The following is a 13,077-nucleotide window of genomic DNA, read 5'->3' on the forward strand; positions in this document are numbered from 1 at the left end:
GATAACATTCATTCAGCCTCAGCGTTGAAATTTTTATGAATCGCTTAAAAGAATTTTTCTGGCTATGTGCCGGAGTAAATAAATCTATCCTTCAAAATTGCCCCTCTGAATCCAGTAAATACGTAGGCATTGGAGCCACCATATTCTTCACGGGAATATTTGCAGCTTTAGCAGGTGGATATGCACTCTATACCATCTTTGACAACTATTTGATAGCCTCATTCTTTGCCATTATATGGGGACTAATGATTTTTAATCTGGATCGATTTATCGTTTCCAGTATGCGAAAAAATGGGGATGCGAAGCAGGAATGGATGAGTGCTATTCCCAGATTGATTCTGGCAATCATTATCTCTATTGTGATTGCAAAGCCTCTGGAACTGAAAGTCTTTGAGAAAGAAGTGAATGCAGAAATATCACACATGATCCAGGAGGATCTAGCCAATCAGGAATCCACAGTAAAGGCCAGATTTCAAGCGGATAGAAATCGTCTCAATGATGAGATTCAAATGCTTAAGAATGAAGTTATTCAGAAGACAGCTAAGCGAGACGAGCTAAGAGATATCGCTCAAAAAGAAGCTGATGGAACTGGGGGAACCAGGCAAAGAAACGCAGGGCCAATTTATGCAATCAAGAAAGCAGATGCTGACCGTGTCGATGAAGAATTGCAAGTACTTCTGGTTCAGAATGGGGAACTGATCACTAGCAAAGAAAAAAGTCTGACAGAATTAGCACAACAAGAGAGTGATGAACTCAGCCAAATGCAGAAAAGTGAACTAACCGGACTGGCTTCAAGAATCGAAGCGCTGGATCGACTGACAAATAAAAGTAGTGCTATCTGGGCAGCTCATATTTTTATTATTCTCCTATTTCTAGCGGTAGAAACTGCTCCTGTATTCGTGAAACTAATTTCTCAGAGGGGCCCTTATGATTTTGTTCTGAAAAAAGAGGAATATGGAGTAGAATCGTCATATTACGAAGACTTAGCCAAAGTCAATTCCATCATAAAGAAACGCTCAACACGACTCACAGACGAGGAAATTGATTATGTTCAAAATCGCTTGCAACTAAGTCTTGAAAAAACATGATTGGCGCTGAGATAGTCTTTCCTGATTATCTTTAATAGGAATAAGACCTTCTCACCATGAAAAAAATCAACAAAGAGGAGATAGATCCTCAAGTATTTAGATTGTATGATGATTATGCACACAATCGGATGGAGCGTCGGGAGTTTATTGAAAAGCTATCCATTTATGCTGTCGGTGGACTAACTCTCACCTCGCTCATGAGCTCAATTATGCCGGATTATTCGGCCATTCAGATTTCACAAGACAATCCAAACCTCAATACAGAAACGATATCCTATGAGTCATCAAAAGGTGGTGGGACGATCAAGGGACAACTATCCAGACCTAAAGACGCAAAAGGAAAATTACCGGGAATCGTAGTGGTACATGAAAACAGAGGACTGAACCCTCATATTGCAGATGTAGGCAGACGTGCTGCGATGGCTGGTTTTATCTCTTTATCACCAGACGCTTTAACTCCTCTAGGAGGATATCCGGGAAATGATGATGAGGGTAGAGCTTTACAAAGACAAAGGGATCGAAACGAAATGCTGGAAGATTTCATCGCCGGATTCGAGTATTTAAGAACTCATTCAGAGTGTTCCGGAAATGTTGGAGTGGTTGGTTTTTGTTTTGGAGGTTGGATCTCCAATATGATGGCAGTGAAAGTACCGAATCTTAAGGCAGTAGTTCCATTTTATGGTGACCAACCTTCTGCCGAAATGGTACCAAATATTAACGCTCCGCTATTGTTGCATTTTGGAGAATTGGATAAACGTGTAAATGCTGGATGGCCTGCCTACGAGGAGGCTTTAAAAGCAAATGGTAAAGCGTATACCGCTCATATGTATCCCAATGCAAATCACGGATTTCACAATGATACAACTGGAAGGTTTGATAAGGAAGCGGCTGAGTTGGCCTGGAAAAGAACGATCACCTTTTTTGAAGAGCAACTAAAGTAGACTAATAGAGTTTGTCAGTAGCATCAGACTGCCAATACTCTTTTGTTTCTATATCCATAATAGTCAACTTACCGTTCCAACCAGCACCTGTGTCGATGTTCCAGACATTAAACGCCTGCATTGGAGTATCTTCCTTTATGGTAGGTGTATGACCAATGAATATCTCATTGAATTGCTGAGTTCGTTCCGGTGCACGATTAATTTTAAGCGCATCTAATGTTTCAGTCCATAAACTCCTATCCCAATAGCAATTACTGGATGGTTCTTCGTTTACCGGTCCATCCGGATGAGTATATCCAGCATGGACAAATAGCCTGTTATGATCATCAATGTGAAAGTCCCCTTGAACATCTTCTAAAAAGGTCAAGTGTTTACTTCTATCTATTTTATCCCCCATATCAATGTATGATTGGACGGTCGATATACCACCATTTTCGGCCCATCCTGCCTTCATTCCATTATTCTTAAGCCAATGTGCCAACCATGGATCATGATTCCCGCGAAGTGCTATTAAGGATGGAATAGACAGTAGTGTTTCTATTACTAATGCTGTATCTGAATGTCTATCACATACATCTCCAAGTTGAATCAAGACGTCTTTTGATTGATCGAAATCGCATCTCTCGAAACATTGCATCATGGCTTTGAAATTTCCATGAATATCACCCATTACCAATGTTCTTGCGCTCATGCGATTGTCAAAATTCTACTCCACTCTAAGCAATTTAAATCCTAAAAATTATTTCAAGATAATCTTCACTTTATAACCTAGAGCAAAAAGACATTCTGAAAAAATGGGAGCAATGCTGATTCGTTAGTATTTTCAATCAAAGTTCAAGTGATGAATGTGTTCATCAATAATATCAATACGATAAGTAATACTATTGAGGTACTTGACTAATTCCTTTTCGAATTTCTTAATATCTTTTTCGTATTGCTTGACTGTTTCAGCATCAAAGCTTTCTTCGATCACTTTTAGCATATCACACTCAGCCACAATAAAGTCCTTAAAGTTCTCCGTAGAATATTCTGTTTCTAATTTTTCAATATCTTCAAGTGTTGCTGCCACCTCTTTGTCACTATTGGTATCGAACTTTTCCTGAACGATAAAATAGAGGGTGGTATCCCAATGATGAATGTTATCCAATAGCTCAATGGTTTCTGTCTTATAATCTTCTGTAAGGCAGAATTCCTGAATTCCCTGGTAGTTTTTCATCTTGATGGCTGTCATGTCCCATTTGACAGTCAAATCATCGATTACTTGTACTATATCAACATTCTCTTGGCTTTGAGAAAAAAAACCAGAAACGATAAATATCAAAAAGAGTGTGTATTTCATGATTGCATCTAAGATATCATTTTTTTAACTGTTAGTATTTCTAAAAACAGGTACAAATACAAAACCTTCTTCGACAAAGTGAATGCAATTTTGCATTTATAGCTTAATACCAACTCTGCCAAAAAAACAGAAAATAATCATCGTGCCGATAAGGATTGTTCTCTTTAACGAATGTATTGTACTCTTTAGCAATCCTAACCATATCATCTTCTTCGAATCTATATCCGATAATGCGATCCTCTATTTTTTGAGCCAGAATTGGATAATCATCCACCAGTTTAGCGGCCTTTTTTTCAAATTTTCCTAAATAGAAAGTATCGTCTCTCTGCCCTTCCTTGTAAAACACAAAGATTGATTCCAGATTATCCCGGGTAATTGGATTGGTTATGTACTCCCGATAGACACTAAGTGGACCTTTTTCATACACCAGCATAAAGTCTCCTTCTATTGCATTTTCTATTTCAGGATTTTTAAATAAAAAGCCATCAAAGACTATATAAAGGACGTTCTCCTTTTCGTATCGCTCGAAATTTACATCTTCAAAAGCTTCTTTTTTATTGATAAGACTAGGAAGTCCACTATAGGACCAATTGATTTCTCTTGTTCCTCCATCAGCATAGATTAGTAAGACAGGATAAGAGGTATAATAAGTGTATCTTGAATCCACATCCCAAAATGTCTCATCATTGATTTCTACCGCTTTGGTCAAAAAAAGACGTTCAGAGAAAAATTTCTTAAACTTTTCAGTTTCAAGTAGGTTTTGAGCAGAAATGAGGGATATAGAAGAAAAAAGGAGGAAATAAAGTAAGAGTCTCATCAGGCGTGTAATTGGTAACTTTTTGAGTATTACTTGATATTAACATACAATTAAGTGAAATTTTATAATTTTTCAATATGATACGCCGGTTCTTGTTCATCACCCTTATTCTATCCCTAGCATCATGTTCATCTGATTTCGATAATGAGTGGAAAAGGATTCCGTATGAAGGTTCACATTTCAAAAAACTTGTTGTAGTAGGCCTTTCCCATGATTTAGACACTCGTAAATTCTATGAAAAAGAAGCTGTAGCAGAATTGAGAAAAGCTGGATTTGAAGCCATTGAAGGACTCTCTATATTTCCTCAAGAGGTAACAGAATTGGATCATAATCAGGACAGCATTTCTCATCTTATCGTTGCGAATAATGTGGATGCCGTATTGGTAATAAAAATTCTACATGAAAATGACGATGATTACATGATGCCGGAGGACTATAAAAAATTCAAAAAATTGTATTTCAGAAGGAGGTCATTTCATACATATAATTCAAATTACTATGAAAGGCCTGACAAGTATTTCATGATAGGATCACTCTATGATCTGAAGGAAAAGCATGAAGAAAATGAAGAGACGGTAATTTGGAGGGCCTCTAGTACCATTTTAAATCCTTCTGAAAATATGGCTTTCAAAAAAGAATTCATTGACCGTACAATTGAACACATCATCGATCAGCATTTTATAGAATAGTTGTTCTATATCCTTTTTTAATGATTTAATGAATGAAGTATGCACATGTCTTAAATAAAATCTATTATTTTAAGATATAAGTGTATGATTAAATTTCTCACATACTTCTTCACCTTTGTGGCCTTCTTGAGATACGCATACAGCCAGGATGCTGACTCTCTGGATATCTATGACCTTTCCCTGGAGCAGCTCAGCCAACTTGAGGTTTTTTCAACTTCAAGAACTGAATTCCAGAATGCAAGATATGCAGCAGCCAATATTACAATCATCACTCAGGAACAAATAAAACGAAGAGGTTATGAGAACATAATTGATGTTTTAGAAGACTTACCGGACTTTAAAATTGATCGCAATGTTGACCCAAGGTGGCTGAATGACATTACGCTCAGGGGCATCAGGTACATGGATAAATTAATCATTCTTCAGGATGGAATCCGTATTTCCTCTCCAACAAACGAAATTGTTCCTGTATCACATAATTATCCGATTCATCATGCCAGGCAAATCGAAATCATAAAAGGGCCAGCGTCTGCTCTTTATGGCGCAGATGCATTTGCTGGTGTAATCAATATAATTACAAGAACCTCTAAAAATGAAGTGTCAGGTTCAATTAACGGAGGAATGTACAACACTGGCACTGTCAATCTTTACCTTTCTAAAGAACTGAATGATGACTTAAGTATTACTGTTGGAATGCATGGTCACGTAGACGAACAACCCGACCTAGCAAAAGTTTATAAATCCGAATATTTAGGTATGGAAAATGAATTAAAAAATGGCACTTTTAATACAATCTTTGGACCTATTACACCTTCAACACCGGTAGATCCAGAAAAAGCATACCCAATAGAAGCAAGGGCACTGAACGCACGAATAGGGTATAAAAATCTATCCATTGGCGGATTTATGAATCATATTCATGTACCATCCACTACAGCTAATTCACCAAGCAATGCTGTCTACAATGAAGAACAATTTTTTGGACATGATATTAAAATGGTTACTGCGAATTATAAACTGAACTTAAATGATAAAATCTTATCCAATTCACAAGCGACTTATAGCGACTATGACCTTGACCAAAATTCCAATTTCAGAAACGTTTTTACTGCCATGGAACCGGCATATAAGTTTTCCGCTAGCAACAAGTTAAAATTTGAACAGTTGCTGACATGGAGTATTAATTCGAATTTTAAAATTACATCCGGAGCAACCTATGAAAGATTTCATTCAATCCCCAGAAGTGGCGATCTCCAGTTTCCGATATCTATGGACAATCTTGAAGATGCCATAATTGTAAACAGCATTGCTCCAAATAATCCTGATGGAATACCTGCAGAACTTATTGAAACAACTTATACTAACATCGGTGGGTTGGTACAGTTTAGATGGAATATGACAAACTGGGATGCTATTGTAGGTGGTCGACTAGATCGTGACGATAGGTTTTCTGCAACCTTTAATCCTCGGCTTGGATTTGTTTATCATCCGGATGGAAAAAGCTATGTCGTGAAAGGAACTTTTGGGCGAGCATTCTTAGCACCATCACCGCAGAATATTTTCGACCGATTTGGAACATTTAGCACACAGGACGATGGTCAGACTTATGCTGCAAGTTTCTATCATTTACCTAACCCAAACCTGAAACCTCAGACTGTTTCAACAGTAGAATTGAGCGGTAAAATATTTTTGGATGAAAACTTCACGGTAGATGCTTCAGCCTATTATTCTGATGTTAAAAACCTAATTACACAAATTAACAGTGGTGAACATCCTGATCGTATAATGACACTTTACCCTAACAACGAATATGAAATTGCCGGACAGAGCTATCCAATTGATCTAATTGAAATCAATGACAATCTCGGTGAATCTATTATTATAGGATCATCAATAAGCCTCAACTATAAAAATCCAATAGGTGTATTGAATCATGCTTTTGTCAACTATAGCTACATAACAGGGACGCTTGACATAGATGAAGAAGGTCCTATTCAAAAGAGAAATTTACCTGGGGTTTCTCCGCACATGGTGAAAATTGGATCCACATTGAGATTTGGCAGCTTGCATTTAGATACTCGATTAAATATTGTTTCAAAACAGCACACCATTGGTCCAAGTACGGTGAAGCAATCAGACCCCTCTGTTTATCAAGAAATTGATGGGTACCTACTGCTTAATGCGCATCTTAGATACATTCTTTCTGATCGAATAACTTTTTCTATCTCAGGAAGGAATATAACCAATCAGAAATACAGGAATATCAATATAGGAGCCAGTCCAGAAGATGATGGCGGCACAGGATCAGGATCGGTTGAATTCTCCGGTGGTGCGCCACAAAATCCAATTAGAATCACAGGGGGTATTTCTTTTAAGCTATAGCTGCTTCCATTTGCTTATTTAATGTAAGTGGAAGTATTATGGTGAATTCGGTTCCTTTACCCCGTGTAGACTTCACATCAATAGTTCCTTCATGTTTTTCAACAATTCCATATGTGATTGAAAGACCCAGTCCGGTTCCTGAACCAACTTTTTTGGTTGTAAAAAATGGATCAAATATCTTCTCTAGCTTTTCCTCCTCTATTCCTTCTCCATTATCCTTGATGGTAATCTTAACTCCGTTTTTAACCTTGGCGGTCTTAATGACAATTATTCCTTTAGCTTGTGTTGTTTCAAGTGCATCGAGAGCGTTACCAATAATATTGAGAAATGCCTGACTCAACTCCCCTTTATAACCCTCAATCTCCGGGATATTGTTCATGAGTTTTTTTTCAACTTTTACGATATCCTTATATCTGCTTTGCAAAAGCAACAACGCCACCTCAATGTCTTTATGCACATTCACTTTTGAGATTTTCTCAGAATCAAATCGAGAAAAAGTTCTCAAACCCTTAACAATCTCAGCAGTTCGTTCTGCACCTATCTGAATATTTTTCATCATTAACTCGATCGTGGATTCTGCCTCATCATATCCTACCTTTTCTTTTTCATCAATGATCGTATCTAGTTGATTAGAATCGGCCTTAACTTTTTTAAGCTTCTTCACTTTATTCATCACTGGCTTTATTTCTCTAAACTTATCATTAAGAATATGAATCCCTGAATAAACAAAGTTTATTGCATTGTTAATCTCATGTGCAATTCCAGCAGTAAGCACCCCTAAGGAAGCCATTTTTTCAGATTGAACGAGTTGTGATTGAGTATCTTTCAATTCGCTAAGAAGCTTTGCAAGCTTAACTGCATCCCTTTTTCTGGCTCGGTAAGCCATTATTAAGAAAACTAAAAAAATGGTGAATAAGGCCAGGAATATAGTAAGAGAAAAAAGTGTATTCTTTTGTGAATCAACTATTGATCCCATCTCCTCTAAACTTTTTTCTCGCTGTTGTATTTCTTCTTCTTTCTGGACGATCAAATCATCTTGGGATTCCAATTTCTGTCGACCCTCATCTAGTCTTTGACGTTGAGATTGTATTTCTTCCTCCAAAGATGCAACACCGGTTTGAAGTCGATCATACAATCCCCTTAAACTATCAAACTGATTCTTTGTGGACGAAAATTGATATTGTAAACTATCTAAATACTGCTTTTGTAGACTGACTGTCTTTTGCTTCAACTCAATCTCATTTGTCTGACTCAAAATGATCTGTTGCTGATCATTAATGATATCTTCTGTTTCTTGGACTTTAGAGTCAAGCTCATCATATTTTTTTTGGAGATCGATGATTTTGTTTTCCATTTCGATAACAGATACCTGAGCCTCTTTGTATAGTCGAGCGACATCTATCTCACTTCCTCCTAGTAATACCATATTTTCATCGATACTCAAATTTTGGTTTAGAATGTTGGCCCGATTGATTTCAAACACTAGTTGGTTTTCTGAGGAGAAAAAATTAATCATTACATATCGCTGATCATTATATCCGTCACTGACAATCAGCACTGGCCTTTCTTCAATTCGATTTAAAATGGCACGCTGCAACGATCGAAATTCCGGAGAAACATAGACAAGATCGATATCATTAAATGATACTAAACCTGTAGAGGTGCTTATCGTTATTGGTCGTCCGTTTACTTCTCTTTTTCTGCTTAAATTATTGAGTTCATCGATGATCATACCATCGTTAGTAATGGCATGAATTCTAAATGAATCATCATCAGTGGGCCATTCTATATTTTGAGCAAAAGAGTAAATGTAGGCCGCTACCAGCTTTTGTCTTTTGACCGGTTGTGAAACAGCAATTGATATAGTGCTTAGAACAAGTAAGGATACACATGTGATTCTAAGCTTCATAAGCCCCAAATTCCTATTCTATTGATTAAACATTTAACCTGTAAAAAAGTTTATGGCAAAAACTAAACCATCAATTCAAAAACTCAAACTGTAGGCAATTCAACAATAAATGTTGCTCCTGAAGAGAACCCTCTTTCAAACCATACCTTACCCCCTATTTCTTCCACATACCTTTTTACTAAAGCGAGACCAAGACCAGAGGAACTTTCCTGACCGGTAGGTCTGGCGCTAAGTTTTGCAAATTTCATGAATAATTTATCTTCCTCCTCCGGTAAAACACCAGGGCCTTCATCCATGATTTTAACTTGAACACTTCCTTTATTAACATCAATGTTAATTTTCACACTTTTCCCGGGAGGTGTAAACTTTACTGCATTGGAAATCAGGTTCTCAAAAATCAACTGTAAGTAGGTTTGATCTGTGTTGACGTTGGCATCTTCTCCAGAGATCGATAAGCTAATATCCTTTTGTTTTGCCTGCTCAGATAAAACATCCAGAGCCTTATTAACTACTGACTTTATTGACAACACTTCAGTTTTCAGCCGAATAGCTCCTTGTTCCATGGTTGCCAAATCAAGAACGTTATTGACCAGTCCCTGTGCCTGCGCTGAAACTTTTTCTATCATTTCAATAAACTTCCTTTGCTGATCTGCGGCATGTTCTTCCTTAAGAATATTTGAGATAGTAGTGATACTGGCCAGCGGGTTTTTCAGATCATGGGCCAAAATCCGTATAATATGATCCTTATCATCTATGAGCTTTTCTAATTTTTTAGATTGATCACTAATTGTCTGTTTTTGTTGAGCAAGCTGCTTATTTTGAATGTGTAGGTTTTTTAAAGCACTTGTTTGGGTAGATTCAAAAACGACAGAGATTACCAGAATAATCAAAAGTAGTCCCGGCAAAACTGAGACAAACCATTCTGATTTTAAATCAGCATTGTAGTGTATAGGTAATTGTACTCCCTGTAACTCTAGCCAACCGAACCACACCATAATTAAAAAAGAAAGTATGCCCCAGGCTATTCCAAAATTTCTATTGACAACCAACAATGCGAGTACTGGAATAGATATTATCCATGGGTAAATGGCTGACCAAATGCCTCCTGAAAAGTATGTCAATGCAACCACTGCTACCCCTCCAACCAAGACATATAAGTTCGTTATTAACAAAATAGGAGTTCGAGTCTTGACTAAAAATGCCAATGCAATAAACCCTAACACATTAAATATCATTAAGTAAATACCTAATTGATACTCAAACAAAACACTAAACCAGATATAGGAATTTGAAAACAGACTGGTAAGCAGTGTGGATCTTACGAATAATCTAGCCTTCCTCAATCTTAGTTCATCTTCATAATATGAAGGATGAATAAAATAATCTACAAGTGAGGCGAATTTCATGATTATAATGCTAATAAATCTAATCCTTATTTAGCAATGGTGAAAGCAATGTAAGCGCTTGCCAGGATCCAAAAGCCTTCGATTATACCTAAATATACGGTGTGCTGAAGCTTATTATGCTCAGAAAAATAAATAATGATCGGTAATGATAATGATATTAGTGCTTCGCATACGATTACATATACAGGAGCATTAAATATCATGGATACATTTTGCTGATACCACCACCAGCCAGCGTCTTTAGCTAAGTGCTCATACAGTGGAATGTACATTCCACCCGCAATACACAAAATAATGGATGCTATTACAAGCCCCTTCTTTTGTGTAAGTAGCACACCAACAAAGCTCAGCTGGAGTAATACATTGGACCAGGCAAATGGCATATACATTGGGCTACTCCATACCATAAGCTCATTTCCAGGGTACACGAGACTATCAATGGTACTTACCAAATAATGATCAGTAACGAGCTCTAAAATACCAGCTACCGTCCCAAAAATGACAAGTCTCAATACCAGGGGGTTCCTAGTTTTCCATCCATAAATCCAATAGAAAATATACAACCCATAGGTTATGATAATTGCTGCTATTGGACCCGCAGCAATAGTAGAAGAAACCCATGACCATAAAATGAGCACACCAGATGAGCCCAGAATAACATATGTAGTCTGCTTATCTAGCCCAGGAATTTCATATTTATCTGTCATAATTAGGTTTTGTTTTTGCGTTGAATTGCCAGTCTCGTTCCAAATATGGCAGGAGTTGCTAGCGCGGTTTCCCATTCATCCACAAGCCCCCAATCAGCTTGAAGGGAGGGTGGAATATAAAATTGAACCTGCTTACCGTCATTGAAATGATGAATAATTCCTTTCAAAAGCCTTCTATTGAAGTGTGTGGATAATTTGCCAATAAAACGATGTTCTTCGAGTTTGCTAAGTTCTCCAGTGATGAATCTAGTAACCGAAAGAGCTATCCGATCCTTTCTGTCATCTGAACTTTCAATACCGATACACTTTGCTAAGTTAATTTTACTTGATTCTGTAAAGTCTTTGAGAAAATACTCAATAAAGTATGCTGGTACTTCATCAAAAGAATTTCCTGGAATGAGATAGTTCATAAATGCAATACAAGAATCCGTCAAAGCTTTACCAGCTGTAGAATCTACCGCCTGATGCTCAATGATTTTCGTTGCGAGTTTAAAACCATCTTGATAGGTGTCTGGTAGTAGTTTCTCATCTATCCCCATTAAATACCCCACTACCTTCCAACAATGCATATAATCATCTATTTGTGATTGCGAAAGATTGACTTGCAGGCGATGAAGTCCTGCAATAATCACAGGACCAAAAGACATAAGTGTGCCAGCTAAATCCTCTTGATTAATGGGTTGACCATATTTATCAACATCCCATTTCTTATCCTGATATTGACCAGATTTAAGAAAGTGTCGAATAGAGGCATGGATCAGCCTTACTTTCTGTAAGGTAACAATGCCTCTTCCACCCTTATTGAGTCCGTTTTCCGTTAATACATTTACCACCATTTGGGCAGTCTCCATTAATCTCCTTGCCAGCGGATCAATGTTACCATTATGAGAAAGTAAGCGTCCAGTTTCATAAAGAACCTGAGCTCCTTTACCACAGGTGTAACACATTGGGAGAGAGCTTACATTCAAAAGCATGAATATTTCAGGGCCATACAGAGAAAACAACTTTTGGCCGTTTCTTATTCTATCTCTGTCTGCCCATGATGGAAGCTTTTCAGATTGATCTATGTAATGGTCTAGCTGTGATGATAGGTCATCACCAAGTGATGAAAACATGCCTTTTTGGAAACTATTATTCCTGAAAAGCATCATCATTAGCTCATTTACCTTTTTCTCATCACCAGATGTTAAAATTGATGAGACTGTCGCATCGGCTAGTTGATCAGTTTGATCTCTGAATGCTTGTAATGTTTCTGAATTAATGTCAGAAATCAAAAAGCCATTATTCATTCTTTAGAAGATAGGTTAGTTCGATTTAATGTTGTAATCTAACACCTTTACTTCTTTGATGAAAGGAGGTAAAATAAGAAGTGTCTGAAAATAAAATGAATACTAGATTGCGCTGATAACTGTCTTAAGACCGTCGTATGTCCAGGGCTTATCTATAAACCGATCAATTAGTCTTTTCTCAATTGCTTCGCTAACTTCTCCTTCGGCAGCATATCCGGAAATCATGACTTTTTTTGGAGCTGTAGTGATATTCATTAACTCCATTTCTTTAAGAAACTCAACACCTGACATCAATGGCATACGCTGATCTGTAAAAACATATTCTACATCATTATTCTTTAAATAATCGAGCGCCTCTTCAGGGTATGTGGTAGTAAATACGTCAAAATCTTTTTTGAACATCTCCTTAAAAAGAAGAAGATTAATTTCCTCATCATCTAAATAGATAACTACTGGCTTTTGCATACTATGCTTTTCATTTCTGGTTGAGCTACAAATCTAATTCAATAG

Annotated in this window: 12 protein-coding genes; 4 read left to right on the plus strand and 8 right to left on the minus strand. The window is 37.2% G+C overall.

Features of this window, described 5'->3' with window-relative positions; all coding sequences use genetic code 11:
- Positions 1 to 35 precede the first annotated feature (35 nt).
- Together ACOMC3_RS12140 and ACOMC3_RS12145 are read left to right on the plus strand one after the other, a co-directional pair.
- Entirely contained in the window at positions 36 to 1,088 is a 1,053-nt protein-coding gene (locus ACOMC3_RS12140) for a DUF4407 domain-containing protein (protein ID WP_420316156.1), read from the plus strand.
- Positions 1,089 to 1,144: 56 nt separating this feature from the next.
- Complete coding sequence (locus ACOMC3_RS12145) at positions 1,145 to 2,029, plus strand: dienelactone hydrolase family protein (RefSeq protein ID WP_420316157.1); 885 nt, start codon at positions 1,145 to 1,147, stop codon at positions 2,027 to 2,029.
- A gap of 1 nt (position 2,030) precedes the next feature.
- Here the strand turns inward: ACOMC3_RS12145 and ACOMC3_RS12150 are convergent, their stop codons facing one another.
- The 3 genes from ACOMC3_RS12150 to ACOMC3_RS12160 form a co-directional block, all read right to left on the minus strand.
- Positions 2,031 to 2,720: a metallophosphoesterase gene (locus ACOMC3_RS12150; protein ID WP_420316158.1), complete on the minus strand. Its 690-nt coding sequence runs from the start codon at positions 2,718 to 2,720 to the stop codon at positions 2,031 to 2,033.
- Positions 2,721 to 2,852: 132 nt separating this feature from the next.
- A complete protein-coding gene (locus ACOMC3_RS12155) occupies positions 2,853 to 3,368 on the minus strand; it encodes a hypothetical protein (RefSeq protein WP_420316159.1) in 516 nt (171 codons plus the stop codon).
- A 103-nt stretch (positions 3,369 to 3,471) separates the two neighbouring features.
- On the minus strand, positions 3,472 to 4,185 hold the full coding sequence (locus ACOMC3_RS12160) for a hypothetical protein (protein ID WP_420316160.1): 714 nt from the start codon (positions 4,183 to 4,185) through the stop codon (positions 3,472 to 3,474).
- A gap of 77 nt (positions 4,186 to 4,262) precedes the next feature.
- On the opposite strand from ACOMC3_RS12160, the gene ACOMC3_RS12165 reads away from it, so the two are divergent.
- Together ACOMC3_RS12165 and ACOMC3_RS12170 are read left to right on the plus strand one after the other, a co-directional pair.
- Positions 4,263 to 4,874: a hypothetical protein gene (locus tag ACOMC3_RS12165; protein WP_420316161.1), complete on the plus strand. Its 612-nt coding sequence runs from the start codon at positions 4,263 to 4,265 to the stop codon at positions 4,872 to 4,874.
- Positions 4,875 to 4,958: 84 nt separating this feature from the next.
- A complete protein-coding gene (locus tag ACOMC3_RS12170; RefSeq protein WP_420316162.1) occupies positions 4,959 to 7,256 on the plus strand; it encodes a TonB-dependent receptor plug domain-containing protein in 2,298 nt (765 codons plus the stop codon).
- On the opposite strand, the gene ACOMC3_RS12175 is transcribed toward ACOMC3_RS12170, so the two are convergent.
- From ACOMC3_RS12175 to ACOMC3_RS12195, 5 genes are all read right to left on the minus strand, one after another.
- Positions 7,246 to 9,165, minus strand: coding sequence for a YfiR/HmsC family protein (locus ACOMC3_RS12175; RefSeq protein ID WP_420316163.1), 1,920 nt, complete (start codon positions 9,163 to 9,165; stop codon positions 7,246 to 7,248). The genes ACOMC3_RS12170 and ACOMC3_RS12175 overlap by 11 nt on opposite strands.
- Positions 9,166 to 9,248: 83 nt before the next feature.
- Positions 9,249 to 10,571 carry a sensor histidine kinase gene (locus ACOMC3_RS12180; RefSeq protein WP_420316164.1) on the minus strand — a complete coding sequence of 441 codons (1,323 nt, stop codon included), beginning with the start codon at positions 10,569 to 10,571 and terminating at the stop codon, positions 9,249 to 9,251.
- Between the two features lie 26 nt (positions 10,572 to 10,597).
- Positions 10,598 to 11,278 carry a DUF6989 domain-containing protein gene (locus ACOMC3_RS12185; protein ID WP_420316165.1) on the minus strand — a complete coding sequence of 227 codons (681 nt, stop codon included), beginning with the start codon at positions 11,276 to 11,278 and terminating at the stop codon, positions 10,598 to 10,600.
- 2 nt (positions 11,279 to 11,280) lie between these two features.
- Positions 11,281 to 12,567, minus strand: a complete 1,287-nt coding sequence (locus ACOMC3_RS12190) for an oxygenase MpaB family protein (protein ID WP_420316166.1) — start codon at positions 12,565 to 12,567, stop codon at positions 11,281 to 11,283.
- Positions 12,568 to 12,669: 102 nt separating this feature from the next.
- Positions 12,670 to 13,032 carry a response regulator gene (locus ACOMC3_RS12195; protein ID WP_420316167.1) on the minus strand — a complete coding sequence of 121 codons (363 nt, stop codon included), beginning with the start codon at positions 13,030 to 13,032 and terminating at the stop codon, positions 12,670 to 12,672.
- Between the last annotated feature and the right edge of the window lie 45 nt (positions 13,033 to 13,077).

Source organism: Ekhidna sp., assembly GCF_965212185.1.
Classification (GTDB): Bacteria; Bacteroidota; Bacteroidia; order Cytophagales; family Cyclobacteriaceae; genus Ekhidna.

Bases quoted from the DNA above. Each gene is read 5' to 3' on its own strand.
- ACOMC3_RS12140 (WP_420316156.1), top strand. From the start codon at position 36: ATGAATCGCTTAAAAGAATTTTTCTGGCTATGTGCCGGAGTAAATAAA.
- ACOMC3_RS12145 (WP_420316157.1), top strand. From the start codon at position 1,145: ATGAAAAAAATCAACAAAGAGGAGATAGATCCTCAAGTATTTAGATTG.
- ACOMC3_RS12150 (WP_420316158.1), bottom strand. From the start codon at position 2,720: ATGAGCGCAAGAACATTGGTAATGGGTGATATTCATGGAAATTTCAAA.
- ACOMC3_RS12155 (WP_420316159.1), bottom strand. From the start codon at position 3,368: ATGAAATACACACTCTTTTTGATATTTATCGTTTCTGGTTTTTTTTCT.
- ACOMC3_RS12160 (WP_420316160.1), bottom strand. From the start codon at position 4,185: ATGAGACTCTTACTTTATTTCCTCCTTTTTTCTTCTATATCCCTCATT.
- ACOMC3_RS12165 (WP_420316161.1), top strand. From the start codon at position 4,263: ATGATACGCCGGTTCTTGTTCATCACCCTTATTCTATCCCTAGCATCA.
- ACOMC3_RS12170 (WP_420316162.1), top strand. From the start codon at position 4,959: ATGATTAAATTTCTCACATACTTCTTCACCTTTGTGGCCTTCTTGAGA.
- ACOMC3_RS12175 (WP_420316163.1), bottom strand. From the start codon at position 9,165: ATGAAGCTTAGAATCACATGTGTATCCTTACTTGTTCTAAGCACTATA.
- ACOMC3_RS12180 (WP_420316164.1), bottom strand. From the start codon at position 10,571: ATGAAATTCGCCTCACTTGTAGATTATTTTATTCATCCTTCATATTAT.
- ACOMC3_RS12185 (WP_420316165.1), bottom strand. From the start codon at position 11,278: ATGACAGATAAATATGAAATTCCTGGGCTAGATAAGCAGACTACATAT.
- ACOMC3_RS12190 (WP_420316166.1), bottom strand. From the start codon at position 12,567: ATGAATAATGGCTTTTTGATTTCTGACATTAATTCAGAAACATTACAA.
- ACOMC3_RS12195 (WP_420316167.1), bottom strand. From the start codon at position 13,032: ATGCAAAAGCCAGTAGTTATCTATTTAGATGATGAGGAAATTAATCTT.